This window comes from Stenotrophomonas sp. TWI602 (genome assembly GCF_039674045.1).
Classification (GTDB): domain Bacteria; phylum Pseudomonadota; class Gammaproteobacteria; order Xanthomonadales; family Xanthomonadaceae; genus Stenotrophomonas.
This window is the reverse complement of sequence record NZ_JBDJMT010000022.1, coordinates 1-22,891: the sequence shown is the minus strand read 5'-3', so window position 1 is coordinate 22,891 and position 22,891 is coordinate 1. Positions and strand designations below refer to the sequence as shown.

General features: G+C 66.1%; 16 protein-coding genes and 1 pseudogene. 14 read left to right on the top strand and 3 right to left on the bottom strand.

Annotation, left to right across the window (positions count from 1 at the left end; genetic code table 11):
• The first annotated feature begins 88 nt into the window (after positions 1 to 88).
• From asnS to ABE483_RS15865, 11 genes are all read left to right on the top strand, one after another.
• Positions 89 to 1,483 carry an asparagine--tRNA ligase gene (gene asnS / locus ABE483_RS15915; RefSeq protein ID WP_313210690.1) on the top strand — a complete coding sequence of 465 codons (1,395 nt, stop codon included), beginning with the start codon at positions 89 to 91 and terminating at the stop codon, positions 1,481 to 1,483.
• 23 nt (positions 1,484 to 1,506) lie between these two features.
• A complete protein-coding gene (locus ABE483_RS15910) occupies positions 1,507 to 1,812 on the top strand; it encodes a hypothetical protein (protein WP_102787980.1) in 306 nt (101 codons plus the stop codon).
• Positions 1,809 to 2,123, top strand: a complete 315-nt coding sequence (locus tag ABE483_RS15905; RefSeq protein ID WP_046273331.1) for a hypothetical protein — start codon at positions 1,809 to 1,811, stop codon at positions 2,121 to 2,123. The genes ABE483_RS15910 and ABE483_RS15905 overlap by 4 nt, the downstream gene beginning before the upstream one ends.
• Before the next feature lie 6 nt (positions 2,124 to 2,129).
• Complete coding sequence (locus ABE483_RS15900) at positions 2,130 to 2,768, top strand: FMN-binding negative transcriptional regulator (protein ID WP_346465914.1); 639 nt, start codon at positions 2,130 to 2,132, stop codon at positions 2,766 to 2,768.
• 74 nt (positions 2,769 to 2,842) lie between these two features.
• Entirely contained in the window at positions 2,843 to 3,505 is a 663-nt protein-coding gene (gene can / locus ABE483_RS15895; RefSeq protein ID WP_346462673.1) for a carbonate dehydratase, read from the top strand.
• 24 nt (positions 3,506 to 3,529) lie between these two features.
• Complete coding sequence (locus ABE483_RS15890) at positions 3,530 to 4,057, top strand: 3-hydroxyanthranilate 3,4-dioxygenase (RefSeq protein ID WP_346482010.1); 528 nt, start codon at positions 3,530 to 3,532, stop codon at positions 4,055 to 4,057.
• Between the two features lie 685 nt (positions 4,058 to 4,742).
• On the top strand, positions 4,743 to 6,020 hold the full coding sequence (kynU, locus tag ABE483_RS15885; RefSeq protein WP_346482009.1) for a kynureninase: 1,278 nt from the start codon (positions 4,743 to 4,745) through the stop codon (positions 6,018 to 6,020).
• A 34-nt stretch (positions 6,021 to 6,054) separates the two neighbouring features.
• Positions 6,055 to 7,422 carry an NAD(P)/FAD-dependent oxidoreductase gene (locus ABE483_RS15880; RefSeq protein WP_313218794.1) on the top strand — a complete coding sequence of 456 codons (1,368 nt, stop codon included), beginning with the start codon at positions 6,055 to 6,057 and terminating at the stop codon, positions 7,420 to 7,422.
• Positions 7,422 to 8,861: an exodeoxyribonuclease I gene (sbcB, locus tag ABE483_RS15875; RefSeq protein WP_346482008.1), complete on the top strand. Its 1,440-nt coding sequence runs from the start codon at positions 7,422 to 7,424 to the stop codon at positions 8,859 to 8,861. Before ABE483_RS15880 ends, sbcB begins: the two co-directional genes overlap by 1 nt.
• Positions 8,858 to 9,544 (top strand): DUF2461 domain-containing protein, encoded by a 687-nt coding sequence (locus ABE483_RS15870; RefSeq protein WP_313210673.1) that lies wholly within the window; start codon positions 8,858 to 8,860, stop codon positions 9,542 to 9,544. The genes sbcB and ABE483_RS15870 overlap by 4 nt, the downstream gene beginning before the upstream one ends.
• Before the next feature lie 61 nt (positions 9,545 to 9,605).
• Positions 9,606 to 10,187: a DUF2939 domain-containing protein gene (locus tag ABE483_RS15865; RefSeq protein WP_346482007.1), complete on the top strand. Its 582-nt coding sequence runs from the start codon at positions 9,606 to 9,608 to the stop codon at positions 10,185 to 10,187.
• Positions 10,188 to 10,273: 86 nt separating this feature from the next.
• Here ABE483_RS15865 and ABE483_RS15860 read toward each other — a convergent pair whose 3' ends face one another.
• The 3 genes and pseudogenes from ABE483_RS15860 to ABE483_RS15850 all read right to left on the bottom strand — a co-directional run.
• Entirely contained in the window at positions 10,274 to 11,221 is a 948-nt protein-coding gene (locus ABE483_RS15860; RefSeq protein ID WP_088434636.1) for a 5'-nucleotidase, read from the bottom strand.
• A 79-nt stretch (positions 11,222 to 11,300) separates the two neighbouring features.
• Positions 11,301 to 12,071: an NAD kinase gene (locus ABE483_RS15855; protein WP_070470529.1), complete on the bottom strand. Its 771-nt coding sequence runs from the start codon at positions 12,069 to 12,071 to the stop codon at positions 11,301 to 11,303.
• A 275-nt stretch (positions 12,072 to 12,346) separates the two neighbouring features.
• Positions 12,347 to 17,239, bottom strand: a pseudogene (locus ABE483_RS15850) (NAD-glutamate dehydrogenase domain-containing protein); the annotation flags it as partial.
• 347 nt (positions 17,240 to 17,586) lie between these two features.
• Between ABE483_RS15850 and ABE483_RS15845 the strand changes: the two are divergent.
• Genes ABE483_RS15845 through ABE483_RS15835 form a run of 3 tightly spaced genes read left to right on the top strand, consistent with a single transcriptional unit; the run spans position 17,587 to position 22,712 of the window.
• A complete protein-coding gene (locus ABE483_RS15845) occupies positions 17,587 to 18,246 on the top strand; it encodes a TetR/AcrR family transcriptional regulator (protein WP_313210664.1) in 660 nt (219 codons plus the stop codon).
• Positions 18,246 to 19,523: an efflux RND transporter periplasmic adaptor subunit gene (locus ABE483_RS15840; protein WP_346465906.1), complete on the top strand. Its 1,278-nt coding sequence runs from the start codon at positions 18,246 to 18,248 to the stop codon at positions 19,521 to 19,523. The genes ABE483_RS15845 and ABE483_RS15840 overlap by 1 nt, the downstream gene beginning before the upstream one ends.
• A 15-nt stretch (positions 19,524 to 19,538) precedes the next feature.
• Positions 19,539 to 22,712, top strand: coding sequence for a multidrug efflux RND transporter permease subunit (locus tag ABE483_RS15835; RefSeq protein WP_313210660.1), 3,174 nt, complete (start codon positions 19,539 to 19,541; stop codon positions 22,710 to 22,712).
• Positions 22,713 to 22,891 lie beyond the last annotated feature (179 nt).

Here is a 22,891-nt window from a genome sequence, read left to right as displayed (position 1 = left end):
GGGACGCGAGAAATGCCTCGCAAGCCGAACACCGCACCCGTTAAACTCCGTGTTCAGAGATCGAGTCGATCAATAGAGGATTCAAGTCATGACGGTGGTCAGCGTTGAACATGCGCTTGCCGGGAAGATCCCGGAAGGCGGCGAGGCAACAGTACGCGGATGGGTCCGCACGGTGCGCGGCTCTGCGGCGCTTGCCTTCGTCAATGTCACCGATGGCTCCTGCTTCGCCCCCATCCAGGTGGTGGCCAATGACACCCTGGCCAACTTCGACGACATCAAGAGCCTGACCCCGGGCTGCTCGGTGATCGCCCGCGGCACCCTGGTCAAATCCCAGGGCAAGGGCCAGTCCTTCGAGATCCAGGCCAGCGACATCGAGATCGTGGGCCTCGTCGAAGACCCGCTGACCTACCCGATCCAGCCCAAGCCGATGAGCCCGGAATTCCTGCGGGAAGTGGCGCACCTGCGCCCCCGCACGAACCTGTTCGGTGCGGTCACCCGCATCCGCAACTGCCTGGCCCAGGCCGTGCACCGCTTCTTCCACCAGAACGGCTTCAACTGGATCAGCACCCCGATCGTGACCACGTCCGATGCCGAAGGTGCCGGCCAGATGTTCCGGGTCTCGACCCTGGACATGGCCAACCTGCCGCGCAACGAAAAGGGCGAGGTGGATTTCAGCCGCGACTTCTTCGGCAAGGAAACCTTCCTGACCGTGTCCGGCCAGCTGAACGTCGAGGCCTACTGCCTGGCGCTGAGCAAGGTCTACACCTTCGGCCCGACCTTCCGTGCCGAGAACTCCAACACCACCCGTCATCTGGCGGAGTTCTGGATGATCGAGCCGGAAATCGCCTTCGCCGATCTGGCCGAAGACGCACGCCTGGCCGAGCAGTTCCTGAAGTACCTGTTCCGCGCGGTGCTCGATGAGCGTGGCGACGACCTGGCCTTCCTGGCCGAGCGCGTGGACAAGAACGCGATCACCAAGCTGGAAGGTTTCATCAACGCACCGTTCGAGCAGATCGACTACACCGAAGCGGTGAAGCTGCTGCAGAACTCCGGCCGGAAGTTCGACTTCCCGGTCGAATGGGGCCTGGACCTGCAGACCGAGCACGAGCGCTGGCTGACCGAAGAGCACATCGGCCGCCCGGTGGTGGTGACCAACTACCCCGAGCACATCAAGGCGTTCTACATGCGCCTGAACGATGACGGCAAGACCGTCGCGGCGATGGACGTGCTGGCCCCGGGCATCGGCGAGATCATCGGCGGCAGCCAGCGCGAAGAGCGCCTGGATGTGCTGGACGCGCGCATGGCGCAGTTCGGCCTGGATCCGGCGCATTACGGCTGGTACCGCGATTTCCGCCGCTACGGTTCGGTGCCGCACGCCGGCTTCGGCCTGGGCTTCGAGCGCCTGGTGGTCTACGTCTGCGGGCTGAGCAACATCCGCGACGCGATCCCCTACCCGCGCGCACCGGGCAGCGCCGAATTCTGATCGACCTACGGAGGCACTGAACCATGACCCTGTTCTTCGCGCTGTGTTTCGTCGGCGTGGCGATCGCCGGGTTCAGTGCCTTCGTGATCTTCTGGCCGCTGACCCTGGTCCACATCCGCGACCGCCACCCGGCGCTGGCGGATCGTTTCGGCACGGGCGCGTTCCTGCGCCCGGATGCGCTGCGCTGGCTGCTCGGCCGCGACTATCGCCAGAGCACCGACCGCTCGCTGACCGGCCTGGCCGCGCCGGCCTGGCTCTCCCTGCTTACGCTTCTTGCTGGACTGGGCATGGCTGCCCTGCTCTGGCTGCTTTCGATGGTAATCACATGAACGACGACACTTCCCACCACGACGAGTGGTTCCTGGCCAGCCTCGGCAACACCCTGATCTGGGCCCGCCTGCGCGTGCGCCCGGCCGGCACCGCCGAGGTGCTGGACAGCGACGGCAACACGCTGAGCTATGACAGCGAAGACACCGCGCGCTCGCAGCTGTTCGACGCCGAGTTCGTCGCCTACGATGGTCTGGATGAAGAAGACGCCCTGGTGCGCGGCTTCTCGCTGCATGAAGTGCAGCCGCCACAGGCCGACAGCGATGACGCCCTGCACGGCCGCATGATCCAGAGCCTGGGCGCCCGCGCGTAACCGACGATGTTCATCCCGTCCGCCTTCGTCGAGACCGACCTGATCTGGCTGGACCGGCTGCTGGCGCGCGATGCCTTCGTCACGCTGGTCACCACCGGGGCCGACGGCCTGCCGCAGGCCACGCGGATGCCGGTGCTGTACCGGCGCGATGCCGACGGCATCCTGATCGAAGGCCACTGGGCCAAGCCCAATCCGCAAGCCGGCCATGCCGGCCCGGCGTTGATGCTGGTGCAGGGCCCGCACGCCTACGTATCGCCTGGCTGGTATCCCGATAAGGCTGCGCAGGCGCGCGTACCGACCTGGAACTACGCCGCCGCGGAACTGCGCGGCGTGCTGGAACCGGTCACCGATGACGAGGCACTGATCGCCATGCTGGACGGCCTGAGCGCGCACTATGAAGCACAGGTCGGTGGCGACTGGGAGCTGCTGCCGATCGAGCCGCGCCAACAGCGCATGCTCGGCGGCATCGTCGGTTTCCGCTTCCGCCCGGCGCAGGTGCAGATCAAACTCAAGCTCAGCCAGAACCACCCCGAGGCCAACCAGTCCAGCGTGATCGACGCGCTGTCGGCACTGGACGCCCCGGCATCTCGCGAGCTGGCGCAGTGGATGCGCTGGCGCCGCGAGGGCGGCGCTGCCGCCGATTGACCTTCCCCGCTCCTGCGACGACGCGGCCACCCTGGCCGCGCCTTGCCCCCACCCGACGTCAGGGACCCCGCACGATGAAAGACATCCACAAGCTGCTGCAGAACAACCGCGAATGGGCGGACCGGATCGAGAAAGAAGACCCGGAGTTCTTCCACCAGCTGGCCAAGCAGCAGCACCCGGAATACCTGTGGATCGGCTGTTCCGATTCGCGCGTGCCGGCCAACCAGATCATCGGCATGGCACCGGGCGAAGTCTTCGTGCATCGCAACGTGGCCAACGTGGTGGTGCATACCGATCTGAACTGCCTGAGCGTGATCCAGTACGCCGTGGATCAGCTGAAGGTGAAGCACATCCTGATCGTGGGCCATTACGGCTGCGGCGGCGTGCACGCCAGCTTGAACAACACACGCGTGGGCCTGGCCGACAACTGGCTGCGCCATGTCGGCGATGTCGCGCAGAAACATTCGGCGATCATGGAGGCGATCGAGGATCCGGCGCTGAAGCATGCGCGCCTGTGCGAGTTGAACGTGATCGAGCAGGTGGTCAACGCCTGCCGCTCGACGATCGTGCAGGACGCCTGGGCACGCGGCCAGAAGCTGATGGTGCACGGTTGGGTATACAGTCTGAAGGACGGCCGGGTGCGCGAGATGGGCATTGACGTGGGCGCACCGGAAGACCTGCAGCCGGCCTACGAGAAGGCACTGTCCTACGTGCCGCGCCACGGTCGGCGCGACTGATTCTTCCTTTTACGGACATCTCCCATGCTTGCCTCGCCCATCAATCTGCTCGCTTGGATCGAAGAGAACCGGCATCTGCTGAAGCCGCCGGTCGGCAACAAGATGATCGAGAACGGCGATTTCATCGTGATGGTGGTAGGCGGCCCGAACAGCCGCACGGATTTCCATTACGACGAGGGCCCGGAGTGGTTCTATCAGCTTGAAGGGGAGATGACGCTGAAGGTGCAGGAGGATGGCGCGGTGCGCGACATTCCGATCCGCGCGGGCGAGATTTTCCTGTTGCCGGGCGGTGTGCCACATTCGCCGCGCCGCCCGCCAGGCGGTGTGGGCCTGGTGGTGGAGCGCAAGCGGCTGGCGCATGAGCGCGATGGGTTGATGTGGTTCTGCGAGCGGTGCAATCACAAGTTGTACGAGGAGTTTTTCGCGCTGGAGAACATCGAGACGGATCTGCCGAAGGTGTTCGATCGCTATCACTCGTCATTGGCGTTGCGCACGTGCGATGCGTGCGGGCATGTGGATCCGCTGCCTGCGAAGGTCGCTGTTGGGGGGTGATGGCTGGGTCGCTCCAGGGCGTCAGGACTTGAAAGCCTGAGAGCTTTAGAGCTTTAGAGCTTTAGAGCGTTAGAGCTTTAGAGCCCGCGGTTGAGGCGCCTGGGGGTGGGCCGGCTTGCAAGGAAAGAGCAGCGTCAACGGCAACTGCTGCTCTGCTGCGTCAGGGGCAGCTTCGAAAGTTGAAACCAACACCGGCCAAATGGGGGAGCAAGTGCCGCCGTTGTGTTCGATCACGTCCAGAGAGACGCCGCTGTAGCGAGTCGATGCACCCTCCACCGCTGCTGGCTCGCCCTCAGCTCTCAAGCCGCACGCCAACACAATCAAAGACGTAGCCCCGCCCCCGTTTCCCCGCGCGCCCCAGCCAATTGTCAGCGGGTCGGTGTGGGTGGGTCTGCAGGACCGTGTGCGGCATGGATGCCGCACTACGAGCCTACATGGACGTACTTGCGGCGGGTCCAGCAGGCCCACCCACACCGGCCCGTACACTGGAACGTCACTCCGTACGCTTTGGCTTTGGCTTTGGCTTTGGCTTTGGCTTTGGCTTTGGCTTCGGCATTGGCGCTGGGTCCCTTGAGCGCCAGCTGCCAATCACCAGCCCCCGCCAAATCAGCACCGCAAGCCAGATTCAGCCCACGCCCCCACCACCCGGATAAACTGTCGGCTCACTGACACCGCCGGTTGCACCATGTCCGAACTCCTCAGCCGCACCCATGCCGTTGCCCTGGACGCCGCCGACCCGCTGCGCGCCCTGCGCAACGAATTCGTCTTCCCGCAGCACAACCATCGCGACCAGACCTACTTCGTCGGCAACTCGCTGGGTCTGCAGCCGCGCGGGGCACGTGCCGCCGTCCAGGAAGTCATGGACAAATGGGCCTCGCTGGCGGTCGAAGGCCACTTCACCGGCGACACCCAGTGGCTGCACTACCACCGCCTGGTCAGCGAACAGCTCGCCCGCGTCGTCGGCGCCTTGCCCAGCGAAGTCGTGGCGATGAACACCCTCAGCGTCAACCTGCACCTGATGATGGTCAGCTTCTACCGGCCCACCGTCGAGCGCCCCGTCATCCTCATGGAGGCCGGCGCCTTCCCGACGGATCGGCATGCGGTGGAATCGCAGATCCGCTTCCATGGCTTCAACCCGGATACCGATCTGATCGAAGTGCAGCCCGACGAGCCCAACGGCACGATCTCGCTGCAGGCCATCGAACGCGCCATCACCGAACACGGCCCGCGCCTGGCGCTGGTGCTGTGGCCTGGCGTGCAGTACCGCAGTGGCCAGGTGTTCGATCTGGACGCCATCACCCGCATGGCGCGCCTGCAGGGCGCCCGCGTCGGCTTCGATCTGGCGCATTCGGTCGGCAATGTGCCGTTGCAGCTGCACGATATCGCGCCGGATTTCGCCGTGTGGTGCCATTACAAGTACCTCAACGCCGGCCCGGGCGCCGTGGCCGGCTGCTTCGTGCACGAACGCCATCACCGCGATGCCACGCTGCCGCGCTTCGCCGGCTGGTGGGGCCATGAAGAAGCCACCCGCTTCAAGATGGCGCCACAGTTCGTGCCCGCTGTCGGTGCCGAAGGCTGGCAGCTCAGCAATCCGCCGGTGCTGGGCCTGGCCCCGCTGCGCGCGGCCCTCGATGTTGTCGACAAAGCCGGCGGCATCGATGCGCTGCGGACCAAATCGCTGCGCCTGACCGGCATGCTGGATGCGCTGGTGCGTGCGCGCCTTTCAGGCGTGCTGGAGGTGCTGACGCCTTCGGAGCCGGATCGCCGCGGCTGCCAGCTGTCGCTGCGCGTGGCCGGTGGCCGCGAGCGCGGCCGCAGCCTGTTCGAGTACCTGCAGACCGTGGGTGTGCTCGGCGACTGGCGCGAGCCCGACGTGATCCGTATCTCGCCGACACCGCTGTACAACCGCTATCTCGACCTGCACCACTTCGTCGAGGAAGTGGACGCCTGGGCCGGTCGCTGACCCGGCCGCCCTCCCCGCCCCCACGGACATCGCCTTGATCGCTACCCCCTCCCGCTCGCTGAGCATCATCGGCGCTGGCCTGGCCGGTTCACTGCTGGCCATCCTGCTGTCCCGCCAGGGCTGGCAGATCACCTTGTATGAGCGCCGCGGCGATCCGCGCGTGAGCGATTACGAGTCCGGTCGTTCGATCAATCTGGCGCTGGCCGAACGCGGCCGGCACGCACTGCGCCAAGCCGGCGTGGAAGACGCGGTCATGGCCAAGGCGGTGATGATGCGCGGGCGCATGATCCACCCGCGCGAAGGCGAGCCGCAGCTGCAACGCTACGGGCGCGACGACAGCGAAGTGATCTGGTCGATCCACCGCAAAGACCTCAACACCACGCTTTTGCAGCTGGCCGAGGATGCCGGTGCGACCGTGCACTTCCACCGCCGCCTGCACACGGTGGATTTCGATGCCGGCTACGCGCGCTTCATCGACGACCGCGACGACCAGCCGCACGATATCCGCTTCGACACCCTGATCGGGGCCGACGGTGCCGGCTCGGCGCTGCGCGCGGCGATGAACCGCAAGCAGCCGCTGGACGAGCGCATCGACTTCCTGGACCACTCCTACAAGGAGCTGGAAATCCCGCCGACCGACGATGGCGGCTTCCGGATCGAGGCCAATGCACTGCACATCTGGCCGCGCGGGCACTACATGTGCATCGCGTTGCCGAACGACGAAGGCACGTTCACGGTCACCCTGTTCCTGCCCAACGAGGGCGATCCGAGCTTTGCCACCACCAACAGCGGGGCCGAGGCCGAAGCGCTGTTCGCGCGCGACTTCCCCGATGCGCTGGCGCTGATCCCGAACCTGCGCCGCGACTGGGAGCAGCATCCGCCGGGCCTGCTGGGCACGCTGCATCTCAAGCACTGGCATATGAAGGGCCGCGCGGTGCTGATCGGCGACGCGGCGCACGCGATGGTCCCGTTCCACGGCCAAGGCATGAACTGCGCCTTCGAAGACTGCATCGCCCTGGCCGCGCATCTGCTGGAGCAGGATTCGCTGGGCGAGGCCTTCGCTGCATTCGAAGCGGACCGCAAGCCGAACGCCGAGGCGATCCAGCAGATGGCGCTGGAGAACTACCTGGAGATGCGCGACCGCGTGGCCGATCCGCAGTTCCTGCTGCAGCGCGAACTGGAACAGGCGCTGCAGGCGCGCTGGCCGACCCGCTTCGTGCCGCACTACACGATGGTCACCTTCCTGCGTACCCCGTACGCCGTGGCGCTGGCGCGCACCGAGCTGCAGCGGCGCATGCTGGAGCAAGCCACTGCCGGGCACGACAGCCTGGCGCATATCGACTGGGCCGCACTGGAGCGGCTGGTCCACGAACAACTGCCCGTCCTGGAAGGTGCGCACTGATGGCCGACAGCTTCCTGTTCTATGACCTGGAAACCTTCGGTCAGGACCCGCGCCGCACGCGCATCGCGCAGTTCGCCGGTATTCGCACCGATGCCGATCTGAACATCATCGAAGCACCGGTCAGCTTCTACGTCAAACCGGCCGATGATCTGCTGCCCTCCCCGATCGCCACCCTGATCACCGGCATCACCCCGCAGCACGCGCTGAGCGCCGGCGTCACCGAGGCCGAAGCGTTCGCGCGGATCAACGACCTGATGGCGCAGCCGGGTACCTGCTCGCTGGGCTACAACACGCTGCGCTTCGACGATGAGTTCGTCCGCCACGGGCTGTTCCGCAACTTCTACGACCCCTATGAACGCGAGTGGCGCAACGGCAATTCGCGCTGGGATCTGCTGGACATGATGCGATTGCTGCATGCGCTGCGCCCGGACGGAATTGTCTGGCCGCAGCGCGAAGACGGCGCCACGTCATTCAAGCTCGAGCATCTGGCCACGGCCAACAACGTCCGCCAGGGCGAGGCACATGAAGCGCTGTCCGATGTGCACGCGACGATCGGCCTGGCGAAGCTGTTCAAGCAGGCCCAGCCGCGGCTCTGGGACTACGCGCTGAAGCTGCGTGACAAGCGCTTCGTGGGCAGCCTGCTGGATGTGGATGCGATGCAGCCGGTGCTGCACATCTCGATGCGCTATCCGGCCCAGCGCATGTGCGCGGCACCGGTGCTGCCACTGGCGCGCCATCCCTTCATCAACAACCGCATCATCGCGTTCGATCTGGAGGGCGATATCGAGCCGCTGCTCGATCTGCCACCGGAAACCATCGCCGCGCGCCTGTACACCCGCGCGGCCGACATGGCCGAGGGTGAGCAGCGCGTGCCGCTCAAGGAAGTGCATCTCAACAAGGTCCCGGCGCTGGTCGCCTGGAACCATCTACGCCCGGCCGACCATGCGCGGCTGGGCATCGACCCGGCCGCGATCGAAGCCAACGCCGAGCGCCTGCGACAGATCGGCCCGGCCCTGGCCGAAAAAGTTCGCCAGGTGTATTCAGGTGAGCGCTCGCTGGCGCCGAGCGATGTGGACGCCTCGCTCTACGACGGCTTCCTGGCCGACGGCGACAAATCCCTGATGGCACGCATCCGCACCAGCCCGCCGGCCGAACTGGCCAGCTTCGCCGAGCGCCTGCGCGACCCGCGCATGCCCGAGCTGCTGTTCCGGTACCGCGCCCGGAACTACCCGGACACCCTGGACACCACTGAGCGCTCACGCTGGAACGACTATCGTCGCCAGCGCCTGCTCGGCGATGCATCGCTGGGCGAACAGACCCTGCCGCAGTTCACCGCGCAGCTGGATGCACTGGCCGCAGAGCACGCCGACGATGCCGGCAAGCTCGCCCTGCTGCAGCACCTGCGCGACTGGGGCACCCACCTGCAGAGCAGCCTATGAGTACGTATTTCAGCCCGGCCACCTTCACCTTCCTGCGCGGCCTGGCCCGCAACAACGACAAGACCTGGTTCAACGAGCACAAGCCGAAGTACGAAGAGCACGTCCGCCAGCCGTTCCTGCGCCTGATCACCGATCTGCAGCCGGACCTGGCCGCAGTCAGCGAGCACTTCCGCGCCGATCCGCGCACCGTGGGTGGGTCGTTGTTCCGCATCTACCGCGATGCGCGCTTCTCCAACGACAAGTCGCCCTACAAGAGCTGGCAGGGCGCACGCCTGTTCCATGAGCGGCGCAAGCAGGTGCCAGCCCCGTCGTTCTACATCCACCTGCAGCCGGGCGAGAGCTTCGTCGGCGCCGGCCTGTGGCATCCCGAGCCGGCCACGCAGCGCAAGGTGCGGCATTTCATCGTCGACAACCCGGGCAGCTGGAAGGCCGCCGCGCATTCGCCGGTGCTGCGCAAGAAGTTCGATTTCGAGGAAAGCGAAAAGCTGGTGCGGGCCCCGCGCGGGTTCGAGCCGGAGTTCGAGTTCATCGACGATCTCAAGCACCGCAACTGGGTGTTCTGGCGCTCGCTGGACGACGCCACGATGACCGGGCCGCGACTGCGCCAGACCATCGCAGCCGACCTGGTCACGCTGGCCCCGTTCGTGGATTACCTGTGTGCGGCGCTGGACCTGGAATTCTGAGCTTCACGTGCGCTGACGCCCGGTGGGTCAAGCTGGGCACCATGACGACAAGGCAGATCCGATGAAGAAGCTGCTGTGGTTGCTGGTCACCGTGCTGCTGGTGCTGGCCGGCATCGTGTTCGGCGGCCCCTACGTGACCGTGCATGGCCTCAGCCGCGCGATCGAACAGCGCGACACCGCCAGACTCGACCGTTACGTGGATTTCCCGATGCTGCGCGCCAACCTGCGCGCCCAGCTGAGCGATTACGTGGTGCGCCGCGCGGGTCCGGACATGCAGTCCAGCCTGTTCGGTGCGTTGCTGCTCTCGGCCGGTGACCGGCTGAGCGCGACCGCCGTGGACGCACTGGTGACCCCCACCGGCATCGGTGCGCTGCTGGAGGGCCACACCCTGTGGAAGCGCGCCAGCAGCGACCTGGACAGCCCCAGCAACGATGCCTACGCGGCGCCACGGCCGGCACGGCCGCTGAACGGCGCCACCCACCATTTCGAGTCGCTGTCGCGGTTCACCGCCACCACCCATACCCCGCAGGGCGCGCCGGTGGTCTTCATCCTGCAGCGCTCGGGGCTGCGCTGGCGCCTGGTCGACATCCGGCTGCCATTGAACCCCGAAAGCACCGCCCCGTCGGTCCTGCCGATCCAGTAGGTACCCACCGTTGGTGGGTACATAGGCGCCACCGTTGGTGGGTACATGGGCGCCACCGTTGGTGGGTACATGGCCCCCACGCACCATCAGCCGTCGTTGGCGACCCCATGCGGCACGTGCCCGGCGGCCACGCTCTGGTGTTGCAGCGCGCTGTCGATGTTGTGCTGGGAATCGTCGAAGAAGATGTCCGCGCCGAACGCTTCCAGGAACGGGCCCTTGTGGCGGCCGCCCAGGAACAGCGCCTCGTCCAGGCGCACGCCCCACTCGCGCAGCGTGCGGATGACCCGCTCGTGCGCCGGTGCCGAACGCGCAGTGACCAGCGCGGTGCGGATCGGCGCATCTTCGCCCGAGGGGAACACGGCCTGCAGGGTGTGTAGGGCCGAGAGGAAATTGCGGAACGGACCGCCACTGAGCGGCTCACGGGCGTTCTCACGCTCATGGCGGCCGAACGCTTCCACGCCCTGCTCGCGCGAAATGCGTTCGCTCTCATCGCCGAAGATCACCGCATCACCATCGAAGGCGATGCGCAGCTGGCCCAGCGGACGGCCCAGATCGACCTGTTCGGCTGCGGCGATGGTCTCGCCCGGCGGCTTGGGCAGGATGGTCGCGGCAGCGATCCCGTGCAGCAGCGCGCGCCGCACCGACTCCGGGTTGGCCGACAGGAACAGATCAGTGCCGAACGGCTTCACATACGGCCAGGTCGGCTCGCCCGCGGTGAAGGTCGCGCGGATGATGCCCAGGTCGTAGTGCTGGATCGAATTGAAGATGCGCAGGCCGGTATCGGCGGAGTTGCGCGACAGCAGGATCACTTCCACCCGCGGCTGTTCCGGCGACTGGCCCTGGTTGAGCGCGAGCAGCTTGCGTACCACCGGGAAGGCCACGCCGGGGCGCAGCACATCATCTTCGTGCTTGCGCTGGTACTCGGCATAGGCATCGACGCCTTCGGCCTCGAACAGCGCGTGGCCCTCTTCCAGATCGAACAGGGCCCGCGACGTCACGGCAACGGTCAGCAAACGGGGGGTGTTGTCGCCCATGGCAATCAGCAATCCAATGCGGCCGCAGCGGCCGGCCAGCCATTCTCCCACAGTGCATGGCCAGCACGGCCGTGCGCCGTCAGAACATGAACTGTTCGCTCAGGATCCGGTCTTCCAGATTGTGCTCCGGGTCGAACAGCATGGTGACGCGGCGTTCGCGCGATTCGCGGATGGTCACTTCCACCACATCGCGGGTTTCGTGCGAATCGGCGGTGACGCTGACCGGGCGCTTGTACGGGTCGAGCACCCGGAAGCGCACTTCGGTGTCCGCCTTGAGGATCGCACCCCGCCAGCGGCGCGGACGGTACGGCGCCAACGGCGTCAGCGCGATCGTGTGCGAGCCCAGCGGCAGGATCGGGCCATGCGCGGAATAGTTGTAGGCGGTGCTGCCGGCCGGGGTGGCGACCAGCACCCCGTCGCCGATCAGCTCGGCCACGCGCTCCTGGCCATTGAGGTCGATGCCGATATGCGCGGCCTGGCGGGTCTGCCGCAGCAGCGAGACGTCGTTGTAGGCCAGCGAGCCGGTGGTGGTGCCGGACTCGGTCAACGCCAGCATCTCCAGCGGCCGCAGGTTGGCCGGCTCCGCGGCCGCCAGGCGCGCGGGCAGATCATCATCACGGAACTGGTTCATCAGGAAGCCCACCGTGCCCAGCTTCATGCCGAACACCGGCTTTTCCAGCGCACCATAGCGATGCAGCGTCTGCAGCAGGAAGCCATCCCCCCCCAACGGGCACAGCACCTCGGCCTGCTCGGGCGTGTAGTCGCCATAGCGGGCCCGCATCTGTGCCAGGGCGAGCTGCGCCGCTTCGGTGGAGCTGGCCATGAAGGCGATACGGGGGGTGTCGCTCATCGGTGAATCCGGGTGGGGTATGCCGGCAAGAGCATAACCGTTCGTGCCGGTCGCGGGCCGGCACGGACGGAAACGAAAACGGCCCCGCCGAAGCGGAGCCGTGTGTTTCTCATGCAATGCCGTTACCGGCCCCCGCCCATCCCTCTGGAGCAGAGCCCCCCTGAGTCAGGGGGGCGCGCCGAAGGCGCGGGGGTCTGGAAGCATCGTTTGCATGGGGCCCACGGTTTGCAAGGCAAACCGTGGGGCGTCAGCGCGAATGCGCCAACGCACCATGCTTACGCACCATGCGAAGCCAGCTGACCCAGGCGCTGGACCGCGACCGAAACGGTCGGGTAGTCCAGGGTCTTCTGCTCGGCCAGCTCGGCCAGCATCGCCAGGGTGAAGCGCAGGCTGCTGTCATCGCGGCCCATCCAGGCGGCGACCTTGGCCTCGGCGCTGCTGCCCTTCATCGACAGGACCTGGGCAGCCAGGTTGCGATGGTGAGCGGCCAGCTCGTCGCGCAGCACGCCGCGGGCCACGGCGTGCCAGCGGCCGTTGACCTCCAGCGCGTCGATCTGCTCGAACAGCCACGGCAGCTGCAGGGCGTCGCCCAGGCGGAAGTGGACCTTGGAGACGTCCACCGGCTTGAGCTTGCGGGTGCGGGCCAGTTCGATGATGTCGAACGCCGGCTCCAGGAACTGCAGTTCCGAGAGCTGCTGCGACAACGCCGGCGGCAGGCCCTTGTCCTTCCACTCCTGCACGCTGGCCTCGTAGGCCGGGCGCTGCGAATCCGGCAGCACGCCCGAGGCGTCGCGGATGTCGTTGAACGCGGCCTGGTAGCGGTTGACGGCTTCGGTGATGCCCGGCATGGCGCCCGGGCGCGAGAGCAGCCAGCGCACGAACGAACGCTGCAGCTTCCAGATCACTTCCAGCGCATCGATCTGCACCGACTCCGGCAACGTGCCATCGAGGGCGTCGATCTGTGCCCACAGTGCACGTGCATCCAGCGTTTCACGGCTGATCGTGTACGCCTTGGCGACCTCGGCCACGGTGCGGCCGGTGTCTTCCTGCATGCGCATCAGGAAGGTGGCGCCCATGCGGTTGATGGTCTGGTTGGTCACGGCCGTGGCGATGATTTCGCGCTTCAGGCGGTGACGCTCCATCGCATCGGCGTACTTCTTCTGCAGCGGCGTCGGGAAGTAGCGCTGCAGCTCCTTGGACAGGTACGGATCTTCCGGAATGTCCGACTCGAGCAGCTGCTGGAAGGCCACCAGCTTGGAGTAGGACAACAGCACCGACAGTTCCGGACGGGTCAGGCCCTGGCCACGCGCCTTGCGTGCGGACAGTTCCGCATCCGAGGGCAGGTACTCGATCTGGCGATCCAGCAGGCCCTGCTGTTCCAGCGTGCGGATGAAGTGCTGCTTGGACCCCAGGCGCTTGACCGCCATGCGTTCCATCAGGCTCAGCGCCTGGTTCTGACGGTAGTTGTCCATCAGCACCAGCGCGGCCACTTCGTCGGTCATCGAGGCCAGCAGCTTGTTGCGCTGTTCGACGGTCAACTTCTTGGCCCGCACCACATCGTTGAGCAGGATCTTGATGTTGACTTCGTGATCGGAGGTGTCCACACCGGCCGAGTTGTCGATGAAGTCGGTGTTGAGCAGCACGCCGGCCTGGGCGGCTTCGATACGGCCCAGCTGGGTCATGCCCAGGTTGCCGCCCTCGCCCACCACCTTGCAGCGCAGCTCGCCGCCATTGACGCGCAGCGCGTTGTTGGCGCGGTCGCCGACATCGCTGTGCTGCTCGCTCGCCGCCTTGACGTAGGTACCGATGCCGCCGTTCCACAGCAGGTCGACCGGCGACTTCAGGATCGCGCTCATCAGGTCGTTCGGGGTCATCGCCTTGATGCCCTCGTCCAGGCCGAGTACCTCACGGACCTGCGGGGTGATCTCGATGGACTTCAGCGTACGCGGGTACACGCCACCGCCCTTGCTGATCAGCTTGGCATCGTAATCGGCCCAGCTGGAGCGCGGCACGGTGAACAGACGCTCACGCTCGACGAAGGTCGTGGCCGCATCCGGGTTCGGGTCCAGGAAGATGTGGCGGTGATCGAATGCCGCGACCAGGCGGATATGGCGCGACAACAGCATGCCGTTGCCGAACACGTCGCCGGACATGTCGCCCACGCCGACCGCGGTGAAGTCCTGGCTCTGGCTGTCACGGCCCAGCGCACGGAAGTGGCGCTTGACCGACTCCCACGCACCGCGGGCGGTGATGCCCATGCCCTTGTGGTCGTAACCGACCGAGCCACCGGAGGCGAACGCGTCGCCCATCCAGAAGCCGTGCGCCACGGCCAGGCCGTTGGCGATGTCGGAGAAGGTCGCGGTGCCCTTGTCGGCGGCCACCACCAGATACGGGTCGTCCATGTCGTGGCGGACCACGTCCACCGGCGGCACGATCTTGTTGTTGACGATGTTGTCGGTGATGTCCAGCAGGCCCTGGATGAACAGCTTGTAGCAGGCCACGCCGTTGGCGAACACCGCATCACGGTCACCGTTGACCGGCGGCATCTTGGCGAAGAAACCGCCCTTCGCGCCGACCGGCACGATCACCGTGTTCTTGACCATCTGTGCCTTGACCAGGCCCAGCACCTCGGTACGGAAATCTTCGCGACGATCCGACCAGCGCAGGCCACCACGAGCCACGGCGCCGAAGCGCAGGTGGGTACCTTCCACGCGCGGGCCGTACACGAAGATTTCGCGGTACGGACGCGGCTTGGGCAGGTCCGGCACCAGCGCCGAATCGAACTTGAAGCTGATGACGTGGCCCGGACGGCCCTCGGCATCGGTCTGGTAGTAGCTGGTGCGCAGGGTCGCATCGATCACGCCCATGAAGCTGCGCAGGATGCGGTCTTCATCGAGGCTGGAGACGCGGTCCATCAGCTTGAGCAGCGCATCGCGCGCGGCGTCCATCTGCACGGTGCGGTCGCCCTTGCGCGCATCGACCACGGTCTTGAGCACTTTCAGGGTGGCTTCGTCACCGCCGGCGAGCACGGTCAGATGCGCGCGCAGCTGGGCCTGGCCCTCGGCGATCGCGTCCTTGCTCTCGTGGCCGGTGGCCGGATCGAAGCGCGCTTCGAACAGCTCCACCAGCAGACGGGCCAGCAGCGGGTAGCGGGTGAAGGTGCCTTCCACATAGGCCTGCGAGAACGGCACGCCGGTCTGCAGCAGGTACTTGCAGTAGCCACGCAGCATCGCCACCTGGCGCCAGTGCAGGCCGGCCGCGAGCACGAGGCGGTTGAAGCCGTCGTTCTCGGCATCGCCGTGCCACACGCGGGCGAAGGTTTCACCGAAGGCGGCATCGACGCTCGGCGCATCGATCGCACCAGCCACCGATTCCACTTCGAAGTCCTGCACATACACCGGGGCGTTATCGACCGTCAGACGGTACGGACGCTCGGCGATGACACGCAGGCCCATGTTTTCCATCATCGGCAACGCATCGGACAGCGGAATATCGTCCAGCTGGCGGTACAGCTTCAGGCGCAGCCCATCGCCGCCTTCGCGCTGCACGGCCTGCAGGCTCAGGCGCAGGTCGTCCGGGCCGGTCAGCGCGTCGAGCTGGCTGACGTCGTTGGCGGCGATCTCGGTGCTGGAGTCTTCGATGTAACCGGCCGGCAACGCCTTGCCGATACGCGCCGCGATGCGCAGGCCTTCGCCCTCACCGTGACGGGCCACCAGCGCTTCGCGCAGATCGTCCTGCCAGTTGCGCAGCACCTGGGCCAGTTTCTGCTCCAGTGCGCTGGTATCCACTTCCAGGGTCTGGCCAGCCTTCGGGCGCACGATCAGGTGCACCTGGGCCAGCGGCGACTCACCGAGCACGACCGAGCTGTCCACGTACTCGCCCTGCAGGGCATCCTTGAGCATGGCTTCGATGCGCAGGCGCACATCGGTGTTGAAGCGTTCGCGCGGCAGGTACACCAGCGCGGAGATGAAACGGCTGTACTTGTCACGGCGCAGGAACAGACGGCTGCGCACGCGCTCCTGCAGGCCCAGCACGCCCATGGCGGTGCGGAACAGCTCATCTTCGCTGGACTGGAACAGCTCTTCGCGCGGCAGGGTTTCCAGAATGTGGCGCAGGGCCTTGCCGCTGTGGCTGCTCGGTGCCAGGCCGGACTTGCTCATCACGTATTCGTGGCGCTGACGCACCAGCGGGATCTCCCACGGGCGGCGGTTGTACGCGCTGGAGGTGAACAGGCCCAGGAAGCGCTGCTCGCCGATGATCTTGCCCTTGGCGTCGAATTCGAGCACGCCGATGTAATCCATGTAGCCGGCGCGATGCACGCGCGAGCGGGCATTGGTCTTGGTCAGGATCAGCGCGTCCTTCAACCCGGTGGTGGCATTGAGGCCCTGCGCAGCGAGCGTCTTGACCGGACGGGCGGCGGACTTGTCCTGCCCGCGCATCAGGCCCAGGCCGGTGTCGTTGAGCGGAGCCAGCACGTCTTCCTTGCCCTGCTTCTCCACGCGGTACTCGCGGTAGCCGAAGAAGGTGAAGTGGTTGTCGGCGGCCCAGCGCAGGAATTCCTGCGCTTCGGCGCGCGAGGCGGCATCCACCGGCAGCTGGCGGCTGCCCAGGTCGTCGGCCAGGCTCTGCGCCTTGGCACGCATCGCGTCCCAATCGCGGACGATGGCACGCACCTCGTCCAGCGCCTTGATGATGGCCTTCTCGACGTCGGCCATGGCCTCGGCCGGCTGGCGGTCGATCTCCAGCAGCATCACCGATTCGGCGGTGCCGTCGCTGACACCGGTCAGCTTGCCGGCCTTGTCACGGGCGAAGCGGATCACCGGGTGACCCAGTACATGCACGCCCACGCCATGCTCGGCCAGCGACATCGTCACCGTGTCGACCAGGAACGGCATATCGTCGTTGACGATCTGCAACACCGTGTGCGGCGACTCCCACCCGTTGCTCTTCAGCGTCGGGTTGAACACGCGGACGTTGGCCTTGCCGGACTTGCGCACACGCGCGAATTCCAGCGTGTCCGCTGCCAGTGCGGCCCACTCCTCGGCGCTGTGGTGCGGGAACTCGTCCGCCTCCATGCGCTTGTAGAAGTCGGCGGCAAAAGCCACTGCCTCGGCCTGCCCGGCCGCCGGGTAGCGCTTGCGCAAGGCCGTGTACACCGGCTCCAGCGAGAAGCCCACTGGCGAAACAGTCTGCGTATCGGCTGGTTTGGATTTGTTTTTCACGGTCTTGGCTGCTGGTTTTTGCGGTTTCATGACGGAGCGGTGCGTGATGCTCAGTTGGGAAAATGAAATTGTAGGCCTACCGCACAGAAATACCTTGCTGCAGGACGGAATAAGGTCTTTCGGGTTGGGTCCCGTTTACATCGGCACGATCAATTCGGCCGAGTACGGATCAACGCATCGGGGTTTCCTCCGACGCAGCATCGGCCGCTTCCGTTGCCACTTGACGTTGGCTATCAAACGCCGCTGAAAAACAAGGCTTCTACAATTCTGAACTGGACGGTATAGTCCACCCCGTGACTCCCCCACCCCCCGCCGCCAGCACCCTGGACGCGCGCGATCACCGCGTGTTCGATGCCGTGCGCGAACTGCTTGCCAGCCAGGGCATGCAACTGAGCATGGACGCGGTGGCACAGCACGCTGGATGTTCCAAGCAGACCCTCTACAGCCGTTATGGCAATAAACAGGAACTGCTGAAGCGGGTGATGCAGCGGCACGTCTGCCGCGCCACCGCCGGGCTGCGCTCACTCGACGGTGACGACCTGCGCGGCAGTCTGCTGCGGTTCGCCAACGACTATCTGGATCACTTCAACCAGCCGCATGTGGTCCAGGCCCGCCGCCTGATCGCCGCCGAGTCCAGTCAGTTCCCGCAGGAAGCCCGTACGCTCTACCAGAACGGGGCCGGAGCCTTGGCACTTCATGTTTCTGAATGGCTGGCAACGCGTTCCGCCGAGGGTCAGCTGAGGCATGACGACCCGCACTTCATGGCTGAACTGCTATTGAGCATGATCGCCGGCTTGGATTTCGAGAAACAGCGTTTCCACATCCCCCACCGCGATGACGCCGCCGTGCGCCGCCGCTGGGCAGAATTCTCCGTCGACAGCTTCCTGCGCGCATTCGCTGCGCCCGATGCGGCCACGGCTTCGTATTCAAACCAACACCGGAGCTTCTCCTGATGATCGCCCCACTCCGCACCCTTGCCCTGACGTGCGCAGTCGCCCTTGCGTTGACCGCCTGCAAAAAGGAAGAGCAGCAGGCCCCGCCGCCGCCGGAGGTGGGCGTGATCGAGGCCAAGCCGCAGACCCTGCCGCTGCAGCGTGAGCTGGTCGGCCGTCTGTCGCCGTTCCGCAGCGCCGATGTGCGCGCCCGCGTCCCAGGCGTGCTGCTCAAGCGCGTCTATCAGGAAGGCTCGGATGTGAAGGAAGGCCAGGTGCTGTTCCTGATCGACCCGGCGCCGCTGCGCGCAGCACTCAATGCCTCCCAGGCCGAGCTGGCGTCGGCGCAGGCCACCGCCGCCAACGCCAAGGCCGCCGCCAACCGCGCCCGCTCGCTGGCCCCGCAGGCTTACGTCTCCAAGTCCGACCTGGATGCGGCCGAAGCCACCGAGCGCACTGCCGCTGCCGCCGTGCAGCAGGCCCAGGCCTCGCTGGCCAGCGCGCGGATCAACCTGGGCTATGCCGAAGTGCGCTCGCCGATCAGCGGCCGCGCCGGCAAGCAGCAGGTCACTGAAGGTGCGCTGGTTGGCCAGGGCGATGTGACCCTGCTGACCACCGTGGATCAGCTCGACCCGCTGTACGTGAACTTCTCGATGAGCGTGGACGAACTGACCCAGATGCGCGCGGCCCAGGCCAAGGGCGCCCTGGCGCTGAGCGGGGACGGCAAATCCACGGTGCAGGTGAAGCTGGCCGACGGCACGGTCTATGACCAGCCGGGCACGCTGGACTTCTCCTCGACCACGGTCGACCCGGCCACCGGCGCGGTCTCGCTGCGCGCGGTACTGCCCAACCCGCAGCAGATCCTGCTGCCGGGCGCCTTCGTCAGCTTCCAGGCGACCCTGGGTGAGCGCAACAACGCCTACCTGGTGCCCCTGCAGGCGCTGCAGCGCGACACCACCGGCGGCTACGTGCTGGTGGTGGGCAAGGACGGCAAGGTCGCCCGCAAGAATGTGAAGAGCGAAGGCCAGCAGGGCAGCAACTGGCTGCTCAGCGGCGGTCTGGATGCCGGTGATCAGGTCATCGTGGCCGGCGTACAGAAAGTCAAGGAAGGCGAACCGGCCAAGGCTGCCCCGTGGAACCCGGCCGCCGGCAACGGCAATGGCCAGGCCCCGGCGGGGGCTGCTCCGGCAGGGGCCGCTCCGGCGGCTGCCGCCAAGCCTGATGCCGCGGCCGCCCCGGCCGATGCCGCCGCCGCAAAGTCCGACGCCGCTCCGGCTGCCGAACCGAACAAGCAATAACGGGAAGCCTCCGTCATGCCTAAATTTTTCATTGAACACCCGGTATTCGCCTGGGTGGTCGCGATCCTGATCTCGCTTGCGGGCGTGATCTCGATCCTGGGTCTGGGCGTGGAGTCCTACCCGAGCATCGCGCCTCCCCAGGTGACGGTGAGCGCCACCTACCCCGGCGCCAGCGCCGACACCGCTGAAAAGTCGGTCACCCAGGTGATCGAGCAGCAGCTGACCGGTATCGATCACCTGCTGTACTTCAGCTCGTCCTCGGCCTCCAACGGCCGCGTCACCATCACCCTGACCTTCGAAACCGGCACCGATGCCGATATCGCCCAGGTCCAGGTGCAGAACAAGGTCTCGCTGGCAACGCCTCGCCTGCCCACTGAAGTGACCCAGCAGGGCGTGGTGGTGGCCAAGGCCAACGCCGGCTTCCTGATGGTGGTGGCCCTGCAGTCCGACAGCGCCTCGATCGACCGCGATGCGCTCAACGACATCGTCGGTTCGCGCGTGCTCGACCAGATCTCGCGTATCCCCGGCGTGGGCAGCACCCAGCAGTTCGGTTCCGAGTACGCCATGAACATCTGGCTCAACCCGGAAAAGATGCAGGGTTATGGCTTGTCGGCCACGCAGGTGCTGGCCGCGATCAAGGACCAGAACGTGCAGTTCGCGGCCGGTTCGCTGGGCTCGGATCCCTCGCCCGAGGGGCACTACTTCACCGCGACCGTGTCGGCCGAAGGCCGCTTCAGCTCGCCGGAAGAGTTCGAGAACATCATCCTGCGCGCCAATGCAGACGGCTCGCGCGTGCTGCTCAAGGACATCGCCCGGATCGCCTTCGGTGCGAACAACTACGGCTTTGACACCCAGTACAACGGCAAGCCGACCGGTGCGTTCGCGATCCAGCTGCTGCCGGGCGCCAACGCGCTGAACGTGGCCAATGCGGTCACCTCGAAGATGGACGAGCTCAAGCCGAGCTTCCCGGCCGGTGTCAGCTGGTTCTCGCCGTACGACAGCACCACCTTCGTGAAGATCTCGATCGAGGAAGTGGTCAAGACCCTGATCGAAGCGGTCGTGCTGGTCTTCCTGGTGATGCTGATCTTCCTGCAGAACTTCCGCGCCACGCTGATCCCGACCCTGGTCATCCCGGTCGCACTGCTGGGCACGTTCCTGGGCATGAGCATCATCGGCTTCACCATCAACCAGCTGACGCTGTTTGCGATGGTGCTGGCAATCGGCATCGTGGTCGATGACGCGATCGTGGTCATCGAGAACGTCGAACGCATCATGACCGAGGAGAAGCTGCCGCCCAAGGCCGCCACCCAGAAGGCCATGACCCAGATCACCGGTGCAGTGGTGGCCATTACCGTGGTGCTGGCAGCGGTGTTCATTCCGTCGGCCCTGCAGGGCGGCGCCGCCGGTGAGATCTACAAGCAGTTCGCGCTGACGATCGCCATCGCGATGGCCTTCTCGGCCTTCCTGGCCCTGGGCTTCACCCCGGCGCTGTGCGCGACGTTCCTCAAGCCGACGCACAACGACAACCCGAACATCGTCTACCGCACCTTCAACAAGTACTACGACAAGGTCAGCAACACCTACGTGGGCCACATCACCTCGGCGGTGAAGCATGCCCCGCGCTGGATGATCCTGTTCGTGGTGCTGACCGCGCTGTGCGGCTTCCTGTTCACGCGCATGCCGGGCAGCTTCCTGCCGGAAGAAGACCAGGGCTATGCGCTGGCGATCGTGCAGCTGCCGCCGGGCTCGACCAAGTCGCAGACCAACCACGCCTTTGCCCAGATGCGCGGCATCCTGGAAAAGCAGGATGGCTTCGAAGGCATGCTGCAGGTGGCGGGTTTCAGCTTCGTCGGCTCCGGTGAAAACGTGGGCATGGGCTTCATCCGCCTCAAGCCCTGGGCGGACCGCGACATCACGGTGCCCGAGTTCATCAACAACATGAACGGCGCGTTCTTCGGCATCAAGGAAGCGCAGATCTTCGTGGTCAACCTGCCGACCGTGCAGGGCCTGGGCCAGTTCGGCGGCTTCGACATGTGGCTGCAGGACCGTGGCGGCGTGGGCTATGAGCAGCTGACGCAGGCCCGCAACATCCTGCTCGGCAAGGCAGCGCAGGAAAGCGACCTGCTGACCGGCGTGCGCCCGAACGGCCTGGAAAACGCCCCGCAGCTGCAGTTGCACGTGGATCGCGTGCAGGCGCAGACCATGGGTCTGTCGGTCTCGGACGTCTACAGCACCATCCAGCTGATGCTGGCCCCGGTGTACGTCAACGACTTCTTCTATGAAGGCCGCATCAAGCGCGTGACCCTGCAGGCCGATGGCCCGTACCGCACCGGTGCGGAGTCGTTGAACAGCTTCTACACGCCCAGCACGCTGCAGACCAACGCCGACGGTACGCAGGCGATGATTCCGCTGAGCACCGTGGTGAAGTCCGAGTGGGTGTCCGCCCCGCCGTCGCTGAGCCGCTACAACGGTTACTCGGCGGTCAACATCGTCGGTTCGCAGGCGGAAGGCCGCAGCTCGGGCGAGGCGATGCAGGCGATGGAACGGATCGTCAACGACGACCTGCCGGCCGGCTTCGGCTACGACTGGTCGGGCATGTCCTACCAGGAAATCCTGGCCGGCAACGCCGCGACCCTGCTGCTGGTGCTGTCCATCGTGGTGGTGTTCCTCTGCCTGGCCGCACTGTATGAAAGCTGGTCGATCCCGGTGGCGGTGCTGCTGGTGGTGCCGCTGGGTGTCCTCGGCGCCCTGGCCTTCTCGCTCGCCCGTGGCCTGCCGAACGATCTGTACTTCAAGATCGGCCTGATCACGGTGATCGGCCTGGCGGCGAAGAACGCGATCCTGATCGTGGAGTTCGCGGTGGAACAGCGGGCCGCGGGCAAGAACCTGCGCGAGGCGACCATCGAAGCCTCCCGCCTGCGCTTCCGCCCGATCCTGATGACCTCGTTCGCCTTCATCATGGGCGTGGTGCCGATGGCCATCTCCACCGGTGCCGGCGCCAACGCGCGTCACGCGATCGGTACCGGCGTGATCGGCGGCATGGTGTTCGCCACCTTCCTCGGTCTGCTGATGATCCCGGTGTTCTTCGTGGTGGTCCGCCGCATGCTGGGTGACAAGCTGGACGAACCCTCCAAGGAGTTCCTGGAGCGCCAGGGCGAAGCCAACACGGCGCACCGTCCGGATCGTTGATCTGGCGGTGACGCCCTGAAACGGAAAAGCCCCGGCGCGAGCCGGGGCTTTTTTGTGGGCGGTGCATGACGGGTAGCAACTGTCTTATCAGGTGCAGACCAACGCGGCCTCGGCGTCCCGCTTGCGGGCGTTGAGGATGACCAGCATCTTGCGCATGACCGCTACCAGCGCCACCTTGC

What these genes read in the sequence shown, in the direction of transcription:
- asnS (WP_313210690.1), top strand. Translation starts at nt 89, where the DNA reads ATGACGGTGGTCAGCGTTGAACATGCGCTTGCCGGGAAGATCCCGGAA.
- ABE483_RS15910 (WP_102787980.1), top strand. Translation starts at nt 1,507, where the DNA reads ATGACCCTGTTCTTCGCGCTGTGTTTCGTCGGCGTGGCGATCGCCGGG.
- ABE483_RS15905 (WP_046273331.1), top strand. Translation starts at nt 1,809, where the DNA reads ATGAACGACGACACTTCCCACCACGACGAGTGGTTCCTGGCCAGCCTC.
- ABE483_RS15900 (WP_346465914.1), top strand. Translation starts at nt 2,130, where the DNA reads ATGTTCATCCCGTCCGCCTTCGTCGAGACCGACCTGATCTGGCTGGAC.
- can (WP_346462673.1), top strand. Translation starts at nt 2,843, where the DNA reads ATGAAAGACATCCACAAGCTGCTGCAGAACAACCGCGAATGGGCGGAC.
- ABE483_RS15890 (WP_346482010.1), top strand. Translation starts at nt 3,530, where the DNA reads ATGCTTGCCTCGCCCATCAATCTGCTCGCTTGGATCGAAGAGAACCGG.
- kynU (WP_346482009.1), top strand. Translation starts at nt 4,743, where the DNA reads ATGTCCGAACTCCTCAGCCGCACCCATGCCGTTGCCCTGGACGCCGCC.
- sbcB (WP_346482008.1), top strand. Translation starts at nt 7,422, where the DNA reads ATGGCCGACAGCTTCCTGTTCTATGACCTGGAAACCTTCGGTCAGGAC.
- ABE483_RS15870 (WP_313210673.1), top strand. Translation starts at nt 8,858, where the DNA reads ATGAGTACGTATTTCAGCCCGGCCACCTTCACCTTCCTGCGCGGCCTG.
- ABE483_RS15865 (WP_346482007.1), top strand. Translation starts at nt 9,606, where the DNA reads ATGAAGAAGCTGCTGTGGTTGCTGGTCACCGTGCTGCTGGTGCTGGCC.
- ABE483_RS15860 (WP_088434636.1), bottom strand. Translation starts at nt 11,221, where the DNA reads ATGGGCGACAACACCCCCCGTTTGCTGACCGTTGCCGTGACGTCGCGG.
- ABE483_RS15855 (WP_070470529.1), bottom strand. Translation starts at nt 12,071, where the DNA reads ATGAGCGACACCCCCCGTATCGCCTTCATGGCCAGCTCCACCGAAGCG.
- ABE483_RS15840 (WP_346465906.1), top strand. Translation starts at nt 18,246, where the DNA reads ATGATCGCCCCACTCCGCACCCTTGCCCTGACGTGCGCAGTCGCCCTT.
- ABE483_RS15835 (WP_313210660.1), top strand. Translation starts at nt 19,539, where the DNA reads ATGCCTAAATTTTTCATTGAACACCCGGTATTCGCCTGGGTGGTCGCG.